At 52.9% G+C, this 19862-nt stretch carries 16 protein-coding genes; 9 read left to right on the forward strand and 7 right to left on the reverse strand.

The features are described from left to right. Positions 1-18: 18 nt before the first annotated feature. From P40081_RS29775 to P40081_RS29795, 5 genes are all read right to left on the reverse strand, one after another. Complete coding sequence (locus P40081_RS29775; RefSeq protein WP_042139730.1) at positions 19-909, reverse strand: carbohydrate ABC transporter permease; 891 nt, start codon at positions 907-909, stop codon at positions 19-21. A 96-nt stretch (positions 910-1005) separates the two neighbouring features. Next, positions 1006-1932: an ABC transporter permease gene (locus tag P40081_RS29780; protein ID WP_042139731.1), complete on the reverse strand. Its 927-nt coding sequence runs from the start codon at positions 1930-1932 to the stop codon at positions 1006-1008. Positions 1933-1956: 24 nt separating this feature from the next. Next, positions 1957-3255 carry a 6-phospho-beta-glucosidase gene (locus P40081_RS29785; protein WP_042139732.1) on the reverse strand — a complete coding sequence of 433 codons (1299 nt, stop codon included), beginning with the start codon at positions 3253-3255 and terminating at the stop codon, positions 1957-1959. After that, the gene (locus tag P40081_RS29790; protein WP_042139733.1) at positions 3240-4229 is read right to left on the reverse strand and encodes an N-acetylglucosamine kinase; all 990 of its coding nucleotides are present in this window, start codon (positions 4227-4229) and stop codon (positions 3240-3242) included. Before P40081_RS29790 ends, P40081_RS29785 begins: the two co-directional genes overlap by 16 nt. Positions 4230-4249: 20 nt before the next feature. Next, positions 4250-5239, reverse strand: a complete 990-nt coding sequence (locus P40081_RS29795) for a LacI family DNA-binding transcriptional regulator (RefSeq protein WP_042139734.1) — start codon at positions 5237-5239, stop codon at positions 4250-4252. A gap of 317 nt (positions 5240-5556) precedes the next feature. On the opposite strand from P40081_RS29795, the gene P40081_RS29800 reads away from it, so the two are divergent. Further along, the gene (locus P40081_RS29800) at positions 5557-5832 is read left to right on the forward strand and encodes a hypothetical protein (protein ID WP_042139735.1); all 276 of its coding nucleotides are present in this window, start codon (positions 5557-5559) and stop codon (positions 5830-5832) included. 367 nt (positions 5833-6199) lie between these two features. On the opposite strand, the gene P40081_RS29805 is transcribed toward P40081_RS29800, so the two are convergent. Next, the gene (locus P40081_RS29805; protein ID WP_019908812.1) at positions 6200-6424 is read right to left on the reverse strand and encodes a helix-turn-helix domain-containing protein; all 225 of its coding nucleotides are present in this window, start codon (positions 6422-6424) and stop codon (positions 6200-6202) included. Positions 6425-6902: 478 nt separating this feature from the next. Here P40081_RS29805 and P40081_RS29810 point away from each other — a divergent pair, with 478 nt between their 5' ends. From P40081_RS29810 to nagA, 7 genes are all read left to right on the forward strand, one after another. Beyond that, positions 6903-7880: a LacI family DNA-binding transcriptional regulator gene (locus P40081_RS29810; RefSeq protein WP_042139736.1), complete on the forward strand. Its 978-nt coding sequence runs from the start codon at positions 6903-6905 to the stop codon at positions 7878-7880. A 705-nt stretch (positions 7881-8585) separates the two neighbouring features. Further along, entirely contained in the window at positions 8586-9512 is a 927-nt protein-coding gene (gene efeO, locus P40081_RS29820; RefSeq protein WP_042139738.1) for an iron uptake system protein EfeO, read from the forward strand. 4 nt (positions 9513-9516) lie between these two features. Then, complete coding sequence (gene efeB, locus P40081_RS29825; RefSeq protein WP_042139739.1) at positions 9517-10866, forward strand: iron uptake transporter deferrochelatase/peroxidase subunit; 1350 nt, start codon at positions 9517-9519, stop codon at positions 10864-10866. Positions 10867-11557: 691 nt separating this feature from the next. Beyond that, complete coding sequence (locus P40081_RS29830) at positions 11558-13375, forward strand: FTR1 family iron permease (protein ID WP_231575218.1); 1818 nt, start codon at positions 11558-11560, stop codon at positions 13373-13375. 1230 nt (positions 13376-14605) lie between these two features. Next, the gene (locus P40081_RS29835) at positions 14606-15484 is read left to right on the forward strand and encodes a MurR/RpiR family transcriptional regulator (RefSeq protein WP_042139740.1); all 879 of its coding nucleotides are present in this window, start codon (positions 14606-14608) and stop codon (positions 15482-15484) included. Further along, positions 15484-16212: a glucosamine-6-phosphate deaminase gene (nagB, locus tag P40081_RS29840; RefSeq protein WP_042141601.1), complete on the forward strand. Its 729-nt coding sequence runs from the start codon at positions 15484-15486 to the stop codon at positions 16210-16212. Before P40081_RS29835 ends, nagB begins: the two co-directional genes overlap by 1 nt. Further along, on the forward strand, positions 16200-17405 hold the full coding sequence (gene nagA, locus P40081_RS29845) for an N-acetylglucosamine-6-phosphate deacetylase (RefSeq protein ID WP_042139741.1): 1206 nt from the start codon (positions 16200-16202) through the stop codon (positions 17403-17405). The genes nagB and nagA overlap by 13 nt, the downstream gene beginning before the upstream one ends. 212 nt (positions 17406-17617) lie before the next feature. On the opposite strand, the gene P40081_RS29850 is transcribed toward nagA, so the two are convergent. After that, positions 17618-18628, reverse strand: coding sequence for a YhcN/YlaJ family sporulation lipoprotein (locus tag P40081_RS29850; RefSeq protein ID WP_042139742.1), 1011 nt, complete (start codon positions 18626-18628; stop codon positions 17618-17620). Positions 18629-18757: 129 nt separating this feature from the next. On the opposite strand from P40081_RS29850, the gene P40081_RS29855 reads away from it, so the two are divergent. Then, a complete protein-coding gene (locus P40081_RS29855) occupies positions 18758-19834 on the forward strand; it encodes a glycosyltransferase family 4 protein (protein ID WP_305954227.1) in 1077 nt (358 codons plus the stop codon). Positions 19835-19862: the final 28 nt, after the last annotated feature.

Consider the following 19862-nt stretch of genomic DNA (forward strand, 5'->3'; position numbering starts at 1 on the left):
TACGTAATATGGACACTGCTATTCTTTCAATGAACCGATCATTACGCCCTTCACAAAGTACTTTTGGAGAAAAGGGTACGTCAGGATAATCGGAAGGGTAGCGACCATCATCGTAGCCATAGTCAGTGACTTCGTGGTAATCGTCCGGTTCCGGTTCATATGATCCAGCGCGATCGCATTCGAGGAGCCAATCTGGGTCATAATGTTGGAGTTCATCACCTGCCGCAGCAGCGTCTGTATAGGAAGCAAGTGATCCTTGGTGATATAGATCGCTCCCGTAAACCAATCGTTCCAGTAACTTACTGCGGTGAATAAAGATATCGTGGCCAGAACCGGGCCGGAGACGGGAATCACGATCCGGAAGAAAATGCCGTAGTTGCTGCTGCCGTCGATTTTGGCTGATTCCTCCAGTCCCTCCGGCAATGCGCTGAAGAAGGTGCGGACGACAATCATGTTCCAGACACTGATGATGCCGGGGATAATCAGAACCCAAAAGGTGTCCAGCATGCCCAAAGAGCGAATTAGTAAGTAACTGGGGATGAGCCCTCCGCTGAAGAACATCGTAATCATGAAAAACACCATATATTGTTTGCGGAAAAGCAAAGTCTTCTTGGACATTCCGTAGGCTAACAGGGCGGTGAAGAAAACGGATAATGCTGTGCCGATGAGCGTTCTAAGAATGGTGATCAGAAAAGAATTCAGCAGGCGGTCATCCTGAAACACAATATAATAATTCTCCAGGGTAAATGCTCTTGGCAACAGGGTTACACCGCCGAGCGCCGTATCACTGCCCAGATTAAAAGAAATGACTAACGCGTTCCAAAACGGGTACAGCATGAGTAGCGCCAGCAGTGTCAAAAGGATATAAATAGTCCGCTGCATCACTTTGTCGCCCAGGCTTAGTCTCATTGTTCACCCCTCCTACAAGGTTTATGGAGCATTACTCATAGTCGATACACCGCAGTAAAACTTGCACACAGAAGCATTCGCTAAGAGTAGTAGTACCTACCAGAGACTAACATTTGCCCGGCGGGCGATTGTGTTGGCCGTCACCAGCAGAATGATACTGATTACCGCTTTGAACAGCCCTACAGCTGTCGCATAAGAGAATCTGGCATTTAATATCCCAACACGGTATACATAGGTGTCGATAACATCGGAGTAGGGGCGCAGGATCGGATTGGTTGCCAGCAGCAGAATGTCCTCGAAGCCCGCACTGAGCAGACTGCCGATGGCAAGAATCATAAAGATGACAATAATAGGGGTAATGCTGGGGAGTGTAATCAGGTGAATTTGCTTAAACCTGCTTGCTCCGTCTATAGAAGCGGCCTCATATAGGGTCGGATCAATACCTGCTATCGCAGCCAGATAGACAATGCTCCCAAACCCGACTTCCTTCCATACATTTACACTTACCAGAATGGACCAGAAGTACTTGGGTACCGCCAGGAAGTTAATGGGCTCCCCGGCCAGATTGAACCGCTCCAGCACATAGTTCACCGTTCCGTTATCTACGGATAGCAGCGAAAATACGAAACCGGATACAATAACCCAGGACAGGAAATAAGGCAGATAGCTGACGGTCTGGATCACGCGTTTAAAGCCCATATGACCGACTTCATTCAGCATCAGCGCAAGCAGAATCGGGGCTGGAAAAGAGATAATCAATTTAAGCAGGCTAATCACAATCGTATTTCGCATCACATTCCAGAACTCCGGGGCTTCGAAGAACATTCTGAATTGCATAAGTCCAACCCAGGGGCTCTTCATCATGCCGCTAAAAATATCGTATTGCTGGAACGCCATCACCACGCCATACATAGGAATATAGCTAAAAATGAATACAAAGATAATGCCCGGCCAAACCATGGACTGCAAATCCAACTGACTGGTAAATCTCTTCCACCTGCTCGCTTTTCCGGCCGTGTTCATCCGCTTTACCTCCTCTGGACGATTCTAGTGAAATAACGGTAAATACGGTTTGTTCTTCTCCAGCATTTCATCCAGCAGCTGTTCAGCTACGGTGACTGATGGCATGAGCGGATGATGGACCATAGCCTGCAGAGCCACACCCCGGTCTCCGTGAACAGCCGCCTCGATGGTGAGACTCTCATACTGCTTGACCGCAGCCAGCAGGCCTCTGACGGACTGAGGAACTCTGCGCAGAGGAATCGGCAGCGGACCCTGCTTGGTGACCACACAGTTCACCTCAATGGAGGCATCGTCCGGCAGGAAGTCAATAATTCCGTTATTCCTTACATTCAGCGTCTGGATATCGCGGGAATCATTATGAATGGAGCGCATCAGCAGCACTGCCGCCTCCGAGTAATAGGCTCCGCCGCGCTGTTCCAGCTGCTTCGGCTTCTCCTTCAGCTCTATGTTCCGGTACAGCTCAAACAACTCTTCCTCCACCTTCTTCACAACTTCAGCGCGTGATCCGGTCGTTGCCGCTGCTTCCTTCTGTTCCGCCAGCATCTCGTCTGTCATATAGTAATAGCTCAAGTAATACGAAGGAATAGCCTGCAAACTATTCAGAAACCGGTGGTCCCAGGCATCAAACGGCACATTGCCTGCCTTATAGCTCTCGGGGTAATCAATAAGCTCCTGCAGCTTGCTCTTCCCGTCAATTACGACATCGGATACCCAGTGCAGATGGTTGATGCCGACAAACTCGGCATAGATCTTCTCCATGGGAAGTCCGAAGAACCCGGAGAGCCACTTTTGGAAACCGATCGGCGAGTTGCACAGGCCTACGCTTTTGACCGATGAATACTTGTGGACAGCTTCAGTCACCATTCCGGCCGGATTCGTGAAATTCAGCAGCCAGGCATCCGGGGCCAGCTCCTCGATGTCCCTGCAAATATCCAGAATAACCGGGATGGTCCGCAGGCCTTTCATCATTCCTCCGGGACCGGTTGTCTCCTGGCCGATGACACTGTATTGAAGCGGAATCCTTTCGTCCCATTTGCGCGCTTCCAGCATACCCACCCGGATCTGCGTGCAGACAAAGTCCGCTCCGGCAATAGCTTCCCTGCGCTCAAGCGTCTCTACTACAGTAATCGGCAGTCCGGACTCAGCAATCATGCGCTTGCTCAGCTCCGCAATCGTATGCAGCTTCTCCCTGCCCTCCTCAATATCCACCAGCCATATTTCGCGGATGGGAAGCTCCTGGTGATGCAGGATGATCCCTTCAATTAATTCAGGTGTATACGATGACCCCGCTCCGATGACAACCAGCTTCAATGTTTCCTCCATGACAATTGTCCCTCCTTACCCTCTGATAGATGATCAAGAACCTCCTGATTCACATGCACACCGCTGCTTTCCATTGCCAGAATGACCGATCCTACAACCGGTTCACGGGTTAGAATCCTTAAAGTGCCATTCGGAGCCGCCAGCTTCACTCTTCGCTCAATGGCCCGCCGGATGATGCCTGAGCGGTCTCCCTTGGTCAGCAGGCTGCCTGCAAGCACGATATCGAAGATGTCCTCCTCCATGGCCAACCGGCGGATGGCCGACGCCGCAGCCAAACCCAGCTCATCCCCTTGCTTGACCAGAAGCCCGGTGGCAACGGGGTCCCCCTCCTCTGCCGCTTGAAACAACAGCTCGGCAATTTGGGGAGGCAGGTCTCTGAAATGATCGAGGTAATCCTCTCTTAACTCTGAAACGGTGGTATAGCCCAGCAATTGAGTTAAGCCTTTGCTAAGCACTGTCTCCATTTCTCTTCCGTCATCCGCCCTGAGGACGCTGCGGAATACCTCCATACTCAGATCATAGCCGCCGCCGAAATCTCCGAACCGGTAGCCGAAACCACCGCATTGGTAGGTAGCACCAGACGGATTTTTCCCACTGCAGTTCACGCCCGATCCGCAAATCAGCACGATCCCATAGTTCTTCTCTGTACCTGACCGCAGCGCATTCCAGGTATCGCAGGAAATCTCCGTCCGGGGAAGGCCAAGGCTGCCGATGATCGGCCGCAAAATTCTAAAATCAGCCTCTCTGTCCGCTCCCGCCAGTCCGAACCAGGAGTAATCCAGCTGATCCCGGGTCAGCCCTGAAGCCGTAATGGCTTCCGATACGGCCTGGTGCAAGCTGTCCGCCGCCTGCTCACGGCCCAGCTGATGATTCCCGTTCCCGCTTTTGCCTGCACCTATGACCTTCCCCTGTTCGTCTGCAATCATTGCGCAGGTCTTACTTCCACCTGCATCCACTCCCAAAAAATACTTCACAGATGATTCACTCCTATAATTCAAGTTAATCTGACAGATGCGGTGGATTCACGAATGAGCAGCTGAGGAGCGAGCTTCGTTACAGCGGGCTGCGTCACCTCCCCGTTGATCAGTTTCAGCAGTAATTCAACGCCTATATTGCCCATTTGCGCCTCGGGCTGCCTGACTGTCGTGAGCCGCGGGTAGAATTCCCCTACGAACTGCTGATCATCAAAGCCGACCACGGAGATATCCTGCGGTACCAGAATTCCTTCCTCACGCAGGGCTTGAACAACCCCGAGCGCAATAAAGTCGTCTCCCGAAAAGATGGCTGTCGGCAGCTTATCCTCGCGAATCCATCTCTTCGCTACCTCATAACCGCTGCTTACCGTAAATCCGCAATATTCTGTGCCGAAGGGCGTTAGCCCCGCTTCATCCAGCGCCTGGACATACCCCCGTTTGCGCTCCGTTACACTCAGAAACACCGAAGGGCCGCCGATATAGGCGATCCGGGTATGCCCAAGACCAATCAAATGCTTAGTAGCCTCATACCCTCCCTGATAGTTATCAACGAGTACACTCGGAACATCCTCATGCTGAAACTGGTTATCCAGCAGGACAACCGGAATGTTTTTTCGTTTCAGCTCCTCCACGTATTCCTTCTCCTCAAGCGGAGATAACAGGATAATTCCGTCCACGCGGTCCTTCTGAAACAGGAAGTTCACACCGTCATCCTCATTCTCAGCTATAGACAAGGCCAGGAAGTACCCTTGCTCTGCCAGCTTCCGGTTCACCACGCGAATCACGCGGTCATAGAAAGAGTCGTTAAAGTTGGTAATCGACATCCCAATGACTCCAGTCTTGCCGCGAACCAGACTACGCGCTGCTGAATTGGGCTGATAATTCAACTCCTCAATCGCACTCAGCACTTTCTGGCGGTTGCCCTCACGTACAGAGGGTGAATTGTTTAGAACTCTGGATACGGTCACTACAGAGAGCCCCGACTTCTTGGCTACATCATGAATGTTCATTTAAGTATCTATGCCTCCAAGTTCAAAAGTTTAATCGATTTAACTTTTAGAGAAATAAAAAAGAGTAACTCCTCTCGCAAAAACTGCATTATAACTGAAAATCGAACATTAGATGTGAGTTTTCTCTTTATCCAAAACTTCAAAACCGTTCTTTAAGTTTAAAGGTTTATACTTTAATACGAATATACAACCATTCCCAATATCCGTCAATCTATAAAATGGAGATCAGTTACAATGACAATCACCGCACTCACTTCCGTCATCCTTAAACATCTATGCTATACTAAAAATGTGATAATCCAAGCGAGGTGAAGCCGATGAAATGGGGAGAGATTACGAAATTGCACCCAAGCCGCTTTGTACTGGTGGAAGCAATCAAGGCAAGCTTCAGCAACCGTGTACGCCAATTAGAGGATATGGCAGTCATTCAAGACTACGATAAATCCGAGGAGGCATGGACCGGTTATAAAGAGATGCATAAGCTACATCCGACTCGTGAGCTGTATGTTTTCCATACGAGCAGAAGCGATGTTGAAGTGGTAGAGGAATTCTTCTCAGGAGTACGGCAACCGCTTTTGACTCCGATGCATTAGCTGCAATAGGTATCCACATCGATTTTATATAAATGGGCGAGCCAGCGGATGTATGGAGTATGGGGAAAGAGTGAAATTTGTTATGAGAAGCAGATTACCAGCTTCAGCTTGGTTCGATTCAAGAGCCTTATGGCTTTGACGGAATTATTGGTATTGATTTTATGATGAGAGCCAAATGCAAGGTGGATTTTGAAACCATGATTATTAAGTTTGAGAAATAGACCGGGCAACGCTTACCCTCAAGGGACAGCAATCGCTTGGTCTATTTGTATTTTATTCACAGTTCACTTATAACTGAAACAAAAAACCTCCCCTCACCCCAAAGGATAAGAGAAGGCTTAAACGCGTCACCTCTGAAGCACGGCAGCTATATTTTCAGCTCCCCAAGCTTGATCAGCTCGACAACCGCTTGCGAACGGCCTTTTACGTTTAATTTTTGCATGACGTTGGAAATGTGGTTGCGGACGGTTTTTTCGCTAATGAATAACAGTCCTGCAATATCCCGTGTAGTTTTGTCCTGCACTAGAAGCTCGAATACTTCGCGCTCACGATGCGTCAACAGAAATTTGCTATGATGTTCGTTCCCTTTCAATGGTGTCACCCCTCCTTGCTCTGGGTTTGTTTGGTATAACAAGGTAAAGGGATACAGTCAAACCATACTATGTAGGGGGGCAGTTAATGGTGCTGTTGCAGCATTAATTTGGGCGGGGACAGACGCGGATCGGGGACAACCCTGGCATTCCTGACCAAAACGCATAATAAAAACGGCTTCAGCTCCTATCGTTAAGGGCGTCATCCGTTGGGGCAAAGTCTATAGAAAACACGCTGCTAAGTAATGCTTAGGCAAAAAAATGTTGCTGTGAATCCGTCCGCCCGCAGCGTTACGCCGCAAACTTTACCGGTCCGTCACGCCCTTTCGGTCACGCCGGCTTAATCCGGTAAGGCTGCTAACAACCCCAGTGTAATTTATGAAATGGATTCCATAGCAAGCTTTTTTATATGCGAAAATGTGAAAATTTCTATGGTAAAATAAAACCATTCCAATTCTGACTCGGGGGGCAGCATACGCCATGGCTAATATTAAAGAAATCGCCCGGATTGCCGGAGTTTCCGTAACGACCGTCTCGCGGGTGCTGAATAATCATCCTTATGTCAGCAAAGACAAAAGAGCCGCCGTCCTCGATACGATTGAGCAGTTAAACTACACCCGCAATATGAACGCCGTCCACCTGATTACCGGACGTACCGGTACAGTGGCGGTGATTCTTCCGTATATCAATGCTTTTTATTTCTCGATTATTATGAATGGTCTTGCCCATGAGGCACTGCTCGCGCAATACCGGCTGATCCTGTGCCAGAGCAATTATTTGGCAGATGAAGAGATTAAAGTGCTGGAGATGCTGCGCAATAAAGAAATTGATGGTGTGGTCATTGTATCGACTGCGCTGAAGCCTGAGTTGATTGAGGAGTATACCGCGTACGGTCCGGTTGTAACCTGCCAGGACAGCGGGCAGCGCCGTTATTCCTCTGTATATATTGAGCATTATGCGGCTTTCAAGCAGGGGCTGCAGTATTTGAAGGGCAAAGGGTACCGCACCATCGGCTATTGCGAAGGCAGGCAGAATGGCAGCAGCGCCTCTATCCGGCAGACCGCTTTTCGCGAATTCATTGCTGAGCACAAGCTGGTTTTTCAGGAGGAATGGATGATCTATGACTGCACGACGGAAGAAGACGGAGCGGCCGTGGCACGGTCGCTGCTGGAGATGCCGAAGCGGCCTGAAGCCATGATTATTACCGGAGATCATGTGGCAGCCGGACTGATGATTGAGGCGCGCAAAGCCGGTCTTAGTATCCCCGGAGACCTCGCTGTCATGGGCTTCGATAACCAGCCGATCGGCCGGTTGCTGGAGATCACCACCATAGATAACCACCTGTATGAGATGGGTGCATCCGCCTTCCGTATTATTCATGAGCAGATTAGCTCAGACAACCCTGATCCGGTCTACCGCAAGCTGGATTACCGGATTATTGAGCGGTCCACGGTGTAGAATAAGTAATCTGCGATCACTGCTTGTTTCCTAACCAAACGGTCTATTGCCGGCAGGTACGCGGAATAATTCGTGCTGAGTTAATCCAGCGCTGTCACGAATGCTATAAACTTCAATGTGGCGGAACGTTTAAAAAACATTGCGTATACCAGGCATTCCGCCCGGGTTTACGCTGTTGACTCTGGGACCCGGCAACAGAGCGAGCTTAGAGTAAGATAATTAAGTTTTGCTTCAGCTTGTAAAAGCATGATGTTGTACGTAGTGCAACTCCGGTTCATGAATACCCGGGTGTCCGGGAGGAATGTTGTACGGAATACAGGAATTCCCCCGATCTTCTGCTGGAACAAGAGGAATTGCTGCCTTTTCTACAACAATTCTTGAGTTCGGCCGTTTTTATGAGTAAATTGTTGTATTTCGTGCAGGCATCAAGTAGAAACAGCTATGCTGTCTGTTTAAAGGACGGTACCGTTTCAGGGGAACTTGAAGGATAAGTTATCATATGAAAAAGTATATATTCCTATATACTCAAAAAATTAAACTGCGTCTTCCGCCTGTCGGGAGGCGTTTTTGGTGTTTTATTTGTGTGAGTCAGCACGGATATGATAATTATCACATTTTTATTGACAGGTACTGGATGGAGATTTATGATAGGTCCATCATTGATAACGATTATCATTTACATAAACAAAAGGGGTGTCCAACAGAATGAAGATAGGTTATGCAGTACCCGCGGGTTTGCTTGCGGCTTCCCTCCTGTTTGCCGGCTGTGCAAGCAATGATAACAATAATAATGGCAACAACGGCAATAACAGCAATACCTCCGGGAATAATGCCGCAGCCCAGACGGGCAATGTGTCAACCGGAACACCTGCCGCAACTGCAGATTCAACTGCTGCTGGCGTTACGGCGGATTTCACCACGGCCATCGACGAGTACCGGAAATATGTAATTGAACAATGCGACGAATTCGTGAAACAGACCGAAGGCTTCACCAATGCGGTGAAAGCAGGCAAGCTTGAAGACGCCAAGGCGCTGTATGCTCCGGCACGCATGTATTATGAACGGATTGAGCCCATTGCTGAAGCGCTTGGAGATCTGGACCCCAATATTGATGCTCGCGAGAACGATGTTGACGCTGCGGACTGGCGCGGCTTCCATAAGATTGAACAGGCCCTCTGGCAGAACAATACCACAGATGGAATGACTGATGTCGCGGACCGTTTACTGAAGGATGCGCAGCTGCTGCGCGCCAAGGTGGAAACCGCTGAGATTGACGCCAACCTGCTCGTTACCGGAGCTGTGGAGCTGCTGAATGAAGTATCCTCCTCCAAAGTAACCGGTGAAGAGGAACGTTATTCACACACGGATTTGTATGATTTTGTCGCCAATGTAGAAGGTGCCCAGAAGATCTATGAGCTGCTGAAACCCGAGCTGGCCAAAAAAGACCCTGAGCTGGAGCAAACGATCGGCGAGCGGTTCACCGCACTGCTGAATGAGCTGGCACCGTTCAAATCCGGTGACGGCTACGTTTCCTACGAAACGCTGAAAGAAGCTGAGGTCCGGACGTTAAGCCAGAATCTGGACGCCTTAGCTGAGCCTCTATCCAACATGGGAACTATTCTGGGAGTGTGACGGTATGAAAAAGAAAGACAGGACTTCCCGGGAAACTCCCGCGACAGAGAGCGTTCTCTCCAAGGATGCTTCTAAAGATCAGCTATTATTCGATAAAAAACTAAGCCGCCGCGATATGCTGCGGCTTACTGGCGCCTCCGGACTCGGCCTGCTGCTCGGCGGCGGCGGGGTAGGCAGCATTCTGGCGGCACGCAAAGCAGCCGGGCAGCCGGGACAGGCACTCTCTTCCCCGCAACACGCGGGAGCGGACATTATTCCATTCTACGGGAATCATCAGGCGGGAATCATTACGCCTGCGCAGAATTTCCTGTGCTTCGCCTCGTTTGATCTGACAACAACCAAGCTCAGCGAGGTCAAAAAACTGCTGGAGGCCTGGACCACCGCCGCCGCTGCCCTTACTGCCGGTACGCTGATCGGCAGCGTGAACGACAATCCCAATCTTCCGCCTGCCGACACAGGCGAGGCCGATGGTCTTACCCCCTCCAAATGTACGCTTACCTTCGGGGCGGGTCCTGCCTTCTTTGACAGCCGGTTCGGACTGGCTGCGAAACGGCCGGCCTCCTTCACCGATCTCCCGGCATTCACGGGAGACAGCCTGGAGCCGCAGTGGTGCGGCGGCGATCTCTGTGTGCAGGCCTGCGCCGACGATCTGCAGGTGGCGTTCCATGCCATCCGCAATCTGGCCCGCATCGCCCGGGGCACAGCCGTGCTGCGCTGGACGCAGGAGGGCTTCCAGCGCACCGGCAGCGCCGACCCGGCAGGCGGCACACCGCGTAATCTGCTCGGCTTCAAGGACGGCACGGGTAATCCCGACGTCACCGATGACGCCGAGATGCGAAGTGTCGTCTGGAGCGGAAGCGGCGATGGCCCAGCCTGGATGAATGGCGGCACGTATCTCGCGCTGCGCCGTGTTCGCTTTCGTATTGAGGTCTGGGACCGCTCTACCCTCAGCGATCAGGAAGCAACGTTCGGGCGTCACCGGCAGAGCGGCGCTCCGATTGGAGCGCGGGATGAATTCGCCGAGCTCAATCTGGAGGCGGCGGATGCCAGCGGCAAGCCTGTCATTCCGCCGGATTCCCATTCGGCCCTCGCCCATGGGGACGGTTCAGTCAAAATGCTGCGCCGCTCCTACTCCTATTCCAGCGGCATGGATCTCAAAACCGGACAGCTGGATGCAGGGCTGGTCTTCATCAGCTTCCAGAAGGATCTGGTGAAGCAGTTCGTGAGCATTCAGCAGCGCCTCTCGAAGAATGACCGGCTGAATGAATATATGGTCCATACCGGCAGCGCCGTATTTGCCTGCTTCCCCGGAGTACGGGAAGGTGGTTATATCGGGGAGACGCTGCTGGGGTGACGGCAGATATAGCTAAGTCCGGATTCAGCGTGAGGAAATGACGCTGAATTCGGCGCTGGATATATCCGGGTTCGTAGGGCTGCGCAGTGTGACCAGAATCAGCGGGATGAACGATATGGAACGGATGTTCAGGGACAAATAATCCGGAGCAGACTGGAGATTTGAGAACAGGAAAGTGCGTCGCGGAAATTGCGGGATGAACGAGTTGTGGGACGAACGATCAAGAACAAATAATCCGGAGCAGACTGGAGATTAGAGAACAGGATGTGTGACAGGGAAATTGCGGAAAGAAACGGAGTATCGGCGGGATTGAGTAAATGGAGGGGCGGCTGGCAGCTGGCACGGCGGCAAACGGAATCAGGCAAAATGTTGCACTGGGTACAACTCGAATAACTAGTTTCCTGCCTAATTGGACGGATTGTTGTATGAAATACAACAATCGCTTCGTTTACCAGCCTGGAACCGGTGGAATGCTGCATTTCATACAACAATTTTAGTTTAGGGGCGATATTTCAAAAGAAATGTTGTATTTCGTGCAGGATTGTTAGCGGAGAATCAGGTACAACAGTTACTGCCGCCCCGAAGTCCCAATGTTCACTACAGTGACAACCACGCTTCAGACGCAACACTTAAGTCCGCCTTCTATAGAGGAAAGATAATAGCATGCCTATTCGCGAAGGGAATGATCCCGATGATCATAACGGTTAAAATCAGTCCATGGCGGCAGATCCGGGCAGCGCTGCTGCTGATCTGCCTGCTTCTGCTGCTGCCCGGCGCGCCGGCTTCTGCGTCAGGCGCGCCGCTCGATGAGCTGCTGCCGCCTGTAGGCAGCGCGCTGGTAGAGTCCGGCCAGAGCCGCTGGGATGCGGCGGCGGCCGATGTGGAATCGTTCGCGGCGCTGTGGCGCAGCGCGAACGAAGGCACGCCGGACCCGGCACTCGCCGGTCCGGCAGCTGAAGTCGACGCCGCGCTGGCAGCCGCGGCGCAAGCCCTTGCGGCCGGCGGCGGAGCGCCCGCCAAGGCCGCCTTGTCCACGCTCGCCAGAAGCGTGGACGCGTACGTCACCGCCGCCGCAGGCGGGGGCGGCGGTGACTCAGGCGCCGCCGGGCGCGCAGCGGCGGCGAAGCTGCTGCCCGCGGCGGAGCGCACGCGGGATGCGGCGCGCAGCGCCGACTGGACGGCGGCGGCGGAAGCCTACCGCGCCGTCGTGAACGGCTGGACGCCGGCGGAGCGCGGCATCCGGGGGGACAATCCCGCCGTCTACGGCCTGCTGGAGACGAAGATGAGCCTGCTGCGCATTGCGCTGCAGGCTGAGCCGCTCCGCGAAGAAGCCGCGCTGGCGGAAGCCGAGGCGCTGGTTGCGCTGCTGTCCGGCTACAGCGAGGGCAAGGCGGTCGATACGGGTAGTGCGCCAGCAGAACCGGCCTCTATTGAAGGGCTGATCAGCTACCTGAACAAAGCTGCAGCCTCCGCCGAAGCCGGAGACAGTCCGGCAGCAGCCGCGGTAATGGAGCAGTTCATCACAGCTTGGCCGTCGGCAGAAGGCGCCGTGCAGATTGCCTCGCCCAAAGTCTATGCCAATATCGAGAATGAGAGCACCGCCGTCACCGGCTACCTGCTCTCCGATCCTCCAAAGCTTGCCGGGGCACTGGAGATCCTGGACAATATGCTCGCCGAGCTGACTCCGCTGGCCGGAGAACAGACGTATACTGCGTGGGATGCGGCACTCATTCTGCTGCGTGAGGGGCTCGAAGCGATTCTTGTGCTCGCCGCTCTGCTCGCTTATCTGCGCAGAGAAGCAGAACCCGCGGCCCGGCGCTGGGTCTGGTCCGGGGCTGCGGTGGGGCTGGCCGGAAGCATCGGCATCGCCGTGTTGCTAACCTATACCATCTCGCAGGCAGCCTCCGGAGGAGCACGTGAGCTGATCGAAGGCATTGCCGGTCTGGTCGCCGTGGTCATGATGCTCACCATCGGCCGCTGGCTGCATGGTAAATCCAGTACGGCCGCCTGGAATAAGTATGTGGACCGCCAGATGCAGGGTGCGCTTGCCAAAGGCAATCTATGGTACCTGTTCTTCATCGCTGCGCTGGCAATCCTGCGCGAAGGAGCGGAAACAACTATCTTCTATGCAGGCATGGCTCCTGCTATCGCTACTTCCCAGTTGCTGCTCGGGATTGGCGGCGCACTTGCAGTACTGGTCGTTCTCGGCTACGCAATCATTGCACTGAGCGCCAGACTGCCGATTGCGGCCTTCTTCCGCACCGCCACAGTGCTGATCTATTATCTCGTGTTCCGCTTCCTTGGTGAGAGCATCCACGCGCTCCAGGTAGCCGGCAAAATACCGGCACATGCGGAGAGCAGCCTCCCATCCATCGGCTGGCTCGGCCTGTATCCGACCTGGGAGACCTTTGTGCCGCAAATACTCATTCTCGCTTTCATCCTCTGGGAGCTGCTGCGCGGCAGACAAGCTTCCCGCAGAATGCGCACACCAAACCGGTTAACCAAATAAACACACTAACATACAGCTGTCATCAGCGTGAGTGACCTCAAACACGCAGATGGCAGCTTCTATTTTGCCAGCGCCATATTCATTGTCCCCCTCTACTCCCTGCTCCCTACTCACCGCTCACTGCTCTCCAGCTTCTACCCGCCGCCTTCTGTTCTCTCTTCTCTATTTTCTGCCCTTTGCTTCCTATTATCTGTTCTGCCCTCTCCTTTAACCTTTATTTCTTACCCCAGCTTCTCCTTTCTGCCCTTTGTTGTCTGTTCTCTGCTTTCCAACGCCTGCTCTCTGTCCCCTGCCACGATCTGCTTCTTCCTTTTGCCCTTCCTATGATGCCATTGTTAGCTCAAATGCGCTTTCAGCCTCTCCCTGACTGTTAAACCCAGCCTGCAAAGGAGAATTAAGTGGAAAAACGTCACCTAATAATGGAAGAAATCCTGTTTACAGTATCACAGTTGGAAAAACAACACTTATTTTTACTCAAATAGCAAACGACGAAGATATGGATAGAATTAAGTAACATAAATCCACTTAAACCCATCAAAAAGCAGAATAGGACTGGTTTAAATGACGAAAATCCAACTAATTCCCCGGCGGACGGACGTATCCCAGCAGATGCTTTATCGGCACATTTCCAGCTGGCCCCCCCTCCGGAGGGCCGTTCCCCAACAAGCGCATCTTCGCCGGACATATCTCCAGCAGATGGGTTCCATCAGACGCGTCTATAGCAGGCGCGTCTACGGCAGGTGCATTTCCAGCAGCTCCCTCCGGCGGACACGTTCCCCAACAAGCGCATCTTCGGCGGACATATCTCCGGAGGGCCGTTCCCCCATACGCATTTCCAGCAATCACATCACTGGCAGACACGTCCCCGACAGACACACCCTCCCAATCGCATCACCAGCCGCAGCCGGTACGGTACATCCCGCATCGCATCCATGTTCCGGCAGGCGGCCCCCAATAAGCACCTCCTCAGCTATCACACACTTCCAGCCGGCATGTCTCCCGCCCCCTTAGGGCAAACTCACTATTGCATCCTTCGGTGATTTGTTTTATTCTGAGTATGAAAATAATTTTCGTTATTATCGCCTTGTTAATTAAAATAATTTCAGGAAATATTTCAGATTGACTGTTCATCTATTCCACAAAACACAGAAATCAGCGTCAGCTTTAGCGTCAACATAAGTACAAACAAACTACAGGATTACAAAGAACGAAAGAAAAGAAGGTGAGTACTTGTCTCCAATCCTGCATGCCCTGCAGCATGACAAGCCCAAGCTGTCGCAAATGGAACGCAAGCTGGCGGAGCGCATACTGGCTTCCCCGGGAGAAATTGTCCATATGGGGATTACGGATCTGGCCGAAGAGTGCGGCATCAGCCCGGCAACCATTACACGGTTCTGCAAGGTGCTGCATTTCAAAGGGTTCCCTGATTTCAAAGTCAAGCTGGCGGCTGAGCTCGCCCACAGCGATGCTTCGCCGCAGGACGGCGGCTCCTCTTACCAGGACATCGTAGCCGGCAATCCGCTGCCGTTCATTGTCGAGGCGATGCAGGCTAATCATCTGGCCTCCATCCGGGATACCACCTCGCTGCTTGATCTCGGACGGCTGCAGAGCGTGATCGATCTGCTCTGCCGGGCACGGCGGGTCGATCTGTACGGGATGGCAACCTCATCCATTGTCGCCCAGGATTTCTATCAGAAGCTGATCCGCATCGGCGTGAACTGCACGGCTTTTGCCGATTCGCATATGCAGATTACTTCCGCTTCTTCGCTCGCTGCCGGTGATGTCGCGTTTGCAGTCTCTTATTCGGGTGAAACCCCGGAGACGATCGATGCGTTAACCTGTGCTGCGGCAAGCGGCGCAGCGACAGTCTCATTGACCTCATACGGAAGCAGCACACTGGCAACACTGGCCGATATCCCGCTGTTCTCATCATCACTTGAGCAGGGTATGCGGCGCGGTGATATGGCTTCACGGATCGCACAGCTGCATATTATCGATATTCTGTTCACCGGCATGGTCAGCACCCGGTTCGGGGATTTCATTCCCAAGCTGGAGCAGTCGTATCTGAATGTACAACACTACCGTCATAAACGGGGAGGACAATCATAATGAATATTTTGAAATTCCAGAACGAAGAAGATTTCGCAGTAACCGGGGCGAACCTGATTGCCAGCCTGGTGCAGAGCAATCCCAAGGCCGTGCTGGGTCTGGCTACCGGAAGCTCTCCGGTCGGCGTGTACGCGAAGCTGGTGGAAATGCACCGCAAGGGCATTGTGAGCTTCGCCAAAGTCTCTTCCTATAACCTTGATGAATACGTCGGTCTGCCCGTAGATCATCCGCAGAGCTACCGCAGCTTCATGAATGAGCATCTGTTCAACCATATCGATATCGATCCTGCCCGCACTCATGTCCCTAACGGAAATGCACCGGATCTGGATGCCGAATGCCTGGCTTATGACCGGATGCTGGAAGATAACGGTCCTGTGGACCTGCAGATTCTCGGCATCGGCAGCAACGGCCATATCGGCTTCAATGAGCCGGATGCCAGCCTCAGCAGCGGCACACATGTCGTTGATCTGCTGGAGGAAACACTGGAAGCGAATGCCCGCTTCTTCGACAAGCTGGAGGATGTGCCCCGGCAGGCCGTAACGATGGGTATCGGCGGTATTCTCAAGGCCAAGCAGATTGTGCTGCTGGTGCGTGGGGAAGAGAAGGCGGAAGCGGTAAAAAATGCGCTGGAGGGTCCAATCACGACCCAATGCCCCGCCTCGCTGCTGCAGAGCCATCCGAATGTTGTGGTCCTGCTTGATGAAGGAGCAGCAAAATGGCTGAAATAAACGGTTCAACCGGTGAACTGCTGTACGGCAAAGTCCTTACTCCTGACGGAGTCATCCAAAAGGGCGTAATCGCCGTCTTGGAGGGACTGATCCAATATGCCGGAGAGGCCGCCTGGCTTCCGGCAGCCTATGCTAGCTGGCAGACGGGAACTTCACCTGAGCCGGAAGGACTGCTAATTCCCGGATTTGTTGATGTGCATGTGCATGGGGGGGCAGGTCATGACTTCATGTACAGCGATGCCGCTTCACTGGATACCATTACGCGCTTCCATGCTTCCCAAGGCACAACGTCTATGCTGGCTACAACTATGACTGCCGCCAAGGCTGACATTGACCGCGTGCTGTCTGAAGTGAATGCTTATCGTAACGCTGACGGCGGCATGCCTTATGCCCAGCTGGCAGGCGTACATCTGGAAGGGCCGTTCATCAGCCCGAAATGGCCCGGAGCACAGAATCCCGGGCATATTGTCCCGGCCAATACGTTATGGCTGGAGGAATGGGAAGCCCGGTATCCGGGGATGATCCGCCAGGTTACACTGGCTCCGGAACGCGAAGGCGCACTGGAAGCCATCCAGTGGCTGCGAAAGCATGGAATTACGGCAGCGCTCGGCCACACGGACGCCACGTTCGAAGAGGTTATTGCCGCTGCAGATGCCGGCTTAAACCAGGCTGTGCACATGTTCAATGCCATGACGCCGCTGCATCACCGCAAACCGGGGACCGCAGGAGCCGTCCTGTTCGATCCGCGCATCCGCGCGGAGGTGATTGCTGACGGCATTCATGTTCATCCGGCAGCGATCAGCATTATCGCCCGGCTCAAGAACGGGCATAACCTGTTGCTGATCACAGACGCCATGTCGGCGACCGGACTCAGCGACGGGGAATATGCCATCGGCGATTTGCCCGTTATTGTCAGCGGCGGGATTGCCACGCTGAAGGAACATCCTGAGTCGCTCGCCGGTAGTACACTGACCATGATCCGCGGCTTCCGCTACCTGGTTCAGGAGATCGGACTCAGCCTGCAGGAAGCTTCACAGGCAGCCAGCCTTACCCCTGCTGTATCGCTTGGCATGCAGCGGTCTATCGGGTCGCTGGAGGCAGGCAAACGCGGCGATATCCTGCTTCTGGACGATGAACTGAATCTGCGCGGAGTATGGATTGGCGGACGCAAGCTTGAGGCTGAAATCGGGTAAGCTGCGAGCTGTCTGCCGCTTCCCTGATCTATATATGTATAAGCAAGCCAAGCAGCCCTTCGGCCCGGATTCGGGTGCGGTGGCTGCTTGGCTGTTTGTGTCTGTGCTATGCCCTCATGCTGAATAAGCTTCATATTCTGCTGGAATACTAGCCTAATTGAGACAGGGCAGTTTACTTAATGCTTCACGCTTCATGCTTAATGCTTAAATACTTAATACCCGCTGCGCGTAGGGAAAATCCGTTCGACCATCGTGCGGAATTCATTCGCAAAGCCTTTAAGCGGATGCCCTGCACGGAATTCCTGCGCATAATAATCTGCCCGCTCAACGAAATCGGGGTTGGCCGATACATACACATTGTTAAGGTCTGTCTTCCCCTTTTTAACTTCTGCGGCGATCTTATCCTTCATGTCCTGGGTAAGCGTGTCCTTATCCGTAATCGCGGTTCCGTTACCCGGCGATACGCTGCGGATTCCAATGGTATTGCCCAGACTTTCATCGATGTCGCGTTTCATATGGCGTCCATCGACCATATTGCTGCGGGACATGATACCGTTGTTGCCGTTCCCCAGATAATTCTCCGGATCTGCAACGCCCGTACCGCCTACAGTACCCGTGCCTGTCATGCTTCCCGGAATTCCGGCAATGGAACCGCCTGTTCCTGTCATGCCCGGATTACCGGCTGCGGTTCCTCTACCGGTACGCGTACTGTTGTCCATTCCGCCCATTCCGGCACCTATCCCTGTTTCCAGTCCGCCTGCCGGTCTGCCCGTACCGCTCAGCATCCCGGATGTGCCGCTGCCGCTGGTACTGCCATAGCTGTACGACTGGATTCCCCGGGTGCTCTTGGCATGGACTCCTCCGGACGCCTCTTCCAGCATTACGGCTACATAGGCGCTTTTGCCTACCAGCATTACGTTGGCTGAACGGACTTCCGGCATGGCCGCCACACGATTCGCCAGTTCCTCACTCATCTCCATACTGTCGAAGGAATTCGCACGCATTCCGTTCTGCGCAGAGTTGACGTAAATACGTCCGTCCGTCCCCCTTACACTTTTTGTTTCCACCGTATTGTCCGTTGCAGAGTTATTCGCACCGCATCCTGTAATACTCACCGCGCCCAGCAGCAGCGCAGCAGAAACCGTTAAACCGAATTTCGACCGTAACATCCGTTCATCCCCCGTCATAAGAATAGTTAATTGCAGCGTAACAAGCTTTAGCATGGCCTCTGCCCTGCCAAGCTATCCTGAAAGGATTTGGCACATCGCCCTTTAACCGTCACGCGTAAGTGAAACTTGGCGTATCTTATAAACAGCAGACTGTGTTTCTCCGCAAGGTTAATGTCAGGAGGGGTGATCTTGAAGGTTTTATTCACGTTTTATGTACCAAGCGGCGGGGTAGAGACACTTAACAAGCTGCGGTGTGAGAGTCTTCAGAAAAGCGGCATCGAATGCCATGTGCTCTACCTCATGCCGGGGTCCGGAAGCCACAACCAGACAAACTTCCCGGTGTTTATCACTTCCGTGGATGCAGAGATCAAAGCGGTGCTGGATACGCATAATTATGATGCCATTATTGTAACTTCAGACTATTTACTGCTGGAACGTCTGCGCCGGTTGGGGTATGGCCGTATTCTGATATATGAATCTCAGGGACTTGGCAAGCGCAGTGATGCAAGGAATCTGATTATTGATTCTGTACCTTTTCTCCGCTCCTACTGCAATGCCGTGCTGATTCCCCCCACAGATCATTTACTGGAGCTGTTTATCGAGATCTGTCCCTGGCTGCACCGTTATGTCATTCCCAACATTGTGGATGTGCAGTCCTTCCAGCATATCCCCGGTGAACCGCCCTGCGATCCGGTCATCGCCTGGGTAGGACGGCTGGAAACCAATAAGAACTGGAGTGAATATCTGAAGATTGCCCATCAGATCCGGCTCCACAAGCCTGATCTTCATCTCTGGATGTTCCATGATCCCGATCTCGCTGCAGATGACCAGAAGGAGCAATTTAACAGAGAGCTGCAATCCCTGGGCCTGAAAGACCGCCTCAGTGTGTTCACCAACATTCCGAATCATATTATGCCGGTATATTACTCATCCATCGCCGGTTCCGGGGGATTCCTGCTGTCAAGCTCTATCACAGAGGGCTTCGGGTATGCTGTAGCTGAGGCCATCTGCTGTACCTGTCCTGTACTTAGCACCGATTCTGACGGGGTCAGATCGTTTATTACCCACAACATTACGGGTAAATTTTACCCGATCGGAAATTTGGAAGCGGCTGTAAACGAAGGGCTTGAGCTAATGAACAACATTCCGCTGCGTGAAGCGATCCGCCAGCAGGGCCGGCAGCATATGGTATCCCGTTTTGGATTCGAGCAATATGCCCACTCCTTCCGTGAAATGATGAATTCCTTCTCGATCTTCTGAAAATAACGTAAAAAAGAACCCTCAACCC

This window comes from Paenibacillus sp. FSL P4-0081, from assembly GCF_000758565.1.
In the GTDB taxonomy this organism is placed as follows: domain Bacteria; phylum Bacillota; class Bacilli; order Paenibacillales; family Paenibacillaceae; genus Paenibacillus_AQ; species Paenibacillus_AQ phytohabitans.